4 protein-coding genes are annotated in these 3,399 nt (G+C 66.5%); 1 reads left to right on the top strand and 3 read right to left on the bottom strand.

Annotated elements, in window-relative coordinates:
* From DD1DGNOD_RS24805 to DD1DGNOD_RS24795, 3 genes are all read right to left on the bottom strand, one after another.
* Positions 1–207, bottom strand: a 207-nt coding sequence (locus tag DD1DGNOD_RS24805; RefSeq protein ID WP_165037019.1) for a hypothetical protein, incomplete at its 3' end; no start/stop codon positions are given.
* A complete protein-coding gene (locus DD1DGNOD_RS24800) occupies positions 204–1,142 on the bottom strand; it encodes a zf-HC2 domain-containing protein (protein WP_131764949.1) in 939 nt (312 codons plus the stop codon). The genes DD1DGNOD_RS24805 and DD1DGNOD_RS24800, both read right to left, overlap by 4 nt.
* Complete coding sequence (locus tag DD1DGNOD_RS24795) at positions 1,139–1,891, bottom strand: GNAT family N-acetyltransferase (protein WP_131771147.1); 753 nt, start codon at positions 1,889–1,891, stop codon at positions 1,139–1,141. Before DD1DGNOD_RS24795 ends, DD1DGNOD_RS24800 begins: the two co-directional genes overlap by 4 nt.
* 290 nt (positions 1,892–2,181) lie before the next feature.
* Here DD1DGNOD_RS24795 and DD1DGNOD_RS24790 point away from each other — a divergent pair, with 290 nt between their 5' ends.
* Positions 2,182–3,030, top strand: a complete 849-nt coding sequence (locus DD1DGNOD_RS24790; RefSeq protein ID WP_165034681.1) for a TIR domain-containing protein — start codon at positions 2,182–2,184, stop codon at positions 3,028–3,030.
* Positions 3,031–3,399: the final 369 nt, after the last annotated feature.

Raw genomic sequence — 3,399 nt, 5'->3', positions numbered from 1 at the left:
CTCGTGGACGACGAGCGGGTCGTCGAGGTCGATCCGCCAGAGTTTCTCGGCGAGCCAGTAGGGCAGGTCCTCCACCCGACAGGCGTGGATGCCGGCCCTGCACGGCACGGTGGCGTCGGCCTCGACCCATGTTCCCGCCACCGCACCCCAGGCGTAGCCGGTGAACGGGCTCGTTCCCGAGGGACGGAGAAACTTGTAATAGCTCATCGGTGTGTACCCCGCGCCTGTTCCAGGGCGGCGGCGGCCCGGTCCGCCCATCCCGCGGGAACCGTCGCCGTGGCCGCTGCGGTCAGCGCCGTCAGTGACCGTCGCGCCCGATCGCTGTAGGCAAGGCAGGGCGGGCAGAAGAGCAGATGCTGTTCAAACGCGTTCTGGTCGTTGTCGGTCAGTTCTCCGTCGTACCAGGCGCCCACCAGGTCGAAGACGACGTCGCAGCTGATGTCCAGCGCCCTCGTCCCTGTTTCGCCTCTGATGCCGCGGCTCTCGACGTCCAAAGCACCGACGTGGTCCGGAGTACTGACGTGGTCCGGAGTACTGACGTGGTCCGGAGTACCGGCGACGTCCGGAGCACCGACGTCGCCGGCCAGGATCTCTTCGTCGAGGTAGGCCACATACGCCTCCCGGGCGTCGTCGAGGAGCCTGCCCTGGTCGTCCGGTTCCACGCCCAGGCTGTCGGCGGTCTCGTCCGCCGACAGCCTGGCCGAATCCCGCAGGATGAGCAGCGTTCGCTGGCGCAGCGGAAGGCGGCGCACGGCATGCAATACCTGCTCGGCCGTTGGTACCCGTCCGGCCGGCCAGGACGGCACGTCAACGTCCCACCATCCTGCCCAGCGGTCATCCGGCGGCAGAAAGAAGCCCGCGCGCGGGGGCGCCGCGGTGTGGGTGTCGGTCTCGTCGAGCTGGCCGTCCTCTCGCAACAGTCGCAGGACCGCACCGAGCAGGCTGGCCCGGACCGGTGTTCCCGCGTCGGACACCACCGCGGCGACGGTGTCGGCCCAGGCCCGTTCAACCACCCTCACCGTGGCGCTGCCGGCTCCGACCGCTTCGGCGAGCAGGACGGCAAATCCGTGGTGGGTGTCCATCAGATCGCTGACGGCCGCGCGGTCGCCGCCGGCGAGCGCGGTACGCAGGGATGGGGTCACTGAATGACCTCGATGAACCTCGGTATTTCCGGCAGGCGGTCCAGCGGCCACAGCGGGAGCAGGCCGTCGTCGTCCCCCTCGGAGAATCGCTGTAGCGCCTGATACTCGGGGTCGGTGGTAAGCACCTCGCCCCCCTCGCACAGCTCGAAGTATTCGTCGAGGAAGGTGCCCACGACCTTTGCCGGCACCGCCGGCACTGTTTCACCGGGGCAGATCAACAACATGTCGAACACCCGCGGTACGCCGGGCCGCAGGGACGGTTGGAAGAACGGCATGGGCAGCAGCGTGGAACCCGTCCGCTGGTAGAGCCTGAGCCGGGCTTCCGGGTCGCTATACGTATTCGGCTGGTGGAATCGTGGATCCTCGATCTCGGCGATCACCAGCGATGGCCGGATGGCTGCCCGCCACTGGGGGATGACGTCGGTGAGCAGCGTCTGGCCGATGCCCTGACCACGTGCCTCGGGCCGCACCGCGATGTAACTGAGCAGGAGCACCCCGGAACGGGGATAGATCTCACCCAGCATCCCTCCCAGTGGGGTTTCACCATCGAGGACCAGTACGCCGGGACCCAGATCGGCGGCGGCCGCCTCGTGCAACTCGTCCCAGGTAATGAGTTCGTCCGGGGGGAAAGCCGGCGTCAGTATCTCCGTGTAGAAAGACCTCAGCGCCGTCTCGTCGGTCTCGCGCAGTTCCACGATCTTCAGGTTGCTCGGGATGGGTGCGCTGATCTGCTGGGTCCTGCTCGACATGACCACCCGCTCATCTTCGCGTGCTTGTCGCTGCCTGACCAGCGTCCATCGGGATGGTATGGGGACAGGCCGCCCAGAGGTCCGACAGGCCCGGGTCTCCGGGTCACCAGATGGCCCCCGGAGGTTGTGCCCCCGGAGGTTGTGGCACCGGATCGACGCTCGACCGGTGTTCGCCGGGCGGTTGTTTATACCGGGTGTACACGGCGTGCACCGGCGCTGGGCCGGCCGAGTAATCTAACCGATGTCAGCGGGGGAAGGGACGTGCCCGAATGCCAAGGGCGGATGCCAGCATGGCCGTACGCGTGCCGGACGCTCAGCTCGTGAGCGCCTATGACATGTGGTACGAGTTCGTGAAGGACGCGTGGGACGACGACCACGGCCACGATGACGTGGAGATCGCCGTCGTCGCTCTGGAACTCTATCCGTTGGGGATGCCGGCCCGGCCTGTTGTCCGCAGCCTGCCCGACCTCGAGGGGGGTGCGCTGGCGTTCCGGCCGGAATGGTTCAGCAAATACGACCCCGAGCAGTCGAAGCACGGCAGGATCAGTCTCAGCGGGCCCCGGCACGAGGTCTTCGATTTTTCCTTCGACTATCGCTTCCGTCCGCCGCGAGCGACGTTGGTCGTCGAGTTACCGGACGAACGGATGTCCCGTACGATTCTCGACGTCATCGACGATTCGAGTTCGACGGTGGCCGACGAAGGACGGACGGCTGGCGTGACGCAACCTACGATCTTCATCGGACACGGCGGGCCGAGCCAGATGTGGCGCGTACTCAAGGACTACGTGAGTGAGTTCGGTTTCCGGGTGGTGACCTTCGAGAGCGAATTCCGTTACGGCCGGTCGGCGGCGCACGTCGTATGGGAGATGCTCCAGCAGGCGGACTTTGCACTGCTCGTCCACACCGCTGACGACGAGACGAAGTTCGGTACAATCCGGTCGCGCCAGAACGTGGTTCACGAGACGGGTCTGTTCCAGGGCAGGCTGGGTTTCGAAAAGGCAATCATCGTCCGGGAAGAAGGCGTCGAGGAGTTTTCCAACCTCGCCGGAATCCAGGAGATCCGGTTTCCCAGAGGGAACATCGAGGCGGCGTCCGGCGAGGTTCTCCGCGCGTTGCGCAGCGTCTTTCCCGCCCGTTGACCCGAGCTTTTATCGCACAGCGGCGGGCCTATCATCACCTCGTCCTACGGCATAGCCCACCCCAGCCAGCCCAACTACCTCGCCCTTTTCTCCGGCGGCACGCGGCGGTGCTGGCGATCTACGTCGCGGTGAGTGCCGTCCTGCGACCCCTGCGCGTGATGGAGGCGGCCAGGTGAGCTTCCGTGCCCGGCCGACCGCCACTCGTTACGGGTTATGAACCGGGTCTGTTCGGTCTGCGGCGGTGTTGGCGGCGTTCTCACCGGCGGCGAATCGTGCAATCATGATCGCGGGCCTGCCCGGGTCAGCCGCGTTGGTCTGTTCCGCCGTGCTGGTCTGTTCCATGGCATCCGCTTGGGGGGTGTCTGGGCG

Origin of the sequence: Candidatus Protofrankia californiensis (assembly GCF_900634765.1) — a bacterium.
GTDB classification, from domain to species: Bacteria; Actinomycetota; Actinomycetes; order Frankiales; family Frankiaceae; genus Protofrankia; species Protofrankia californiensis.
The sequence above is the reverse complement of the archived record's forward strand: the minus strand, read 5'-3'. Positions and strand labels throughout refer to the sequence as shown.

Bases quoted from the DNA above. Each gene is read 5' to 3' on its own strand.
- DD1DGNOD_RS24795 (WP_131771147.1), bottom strand. From the start codon at position 1,891: ATGTCGAGCAGGACCCAGCAGATCAGCGCACCCATCCCGAGCAACCTG.
- DD1DGNOD_RS24790 (WP_165034681.1), top strand. From the start codon at position 2,182: ATGGCCGTACGCGTGCCGGACGCTCAGCTCGTGAGCGCCTATGACATG.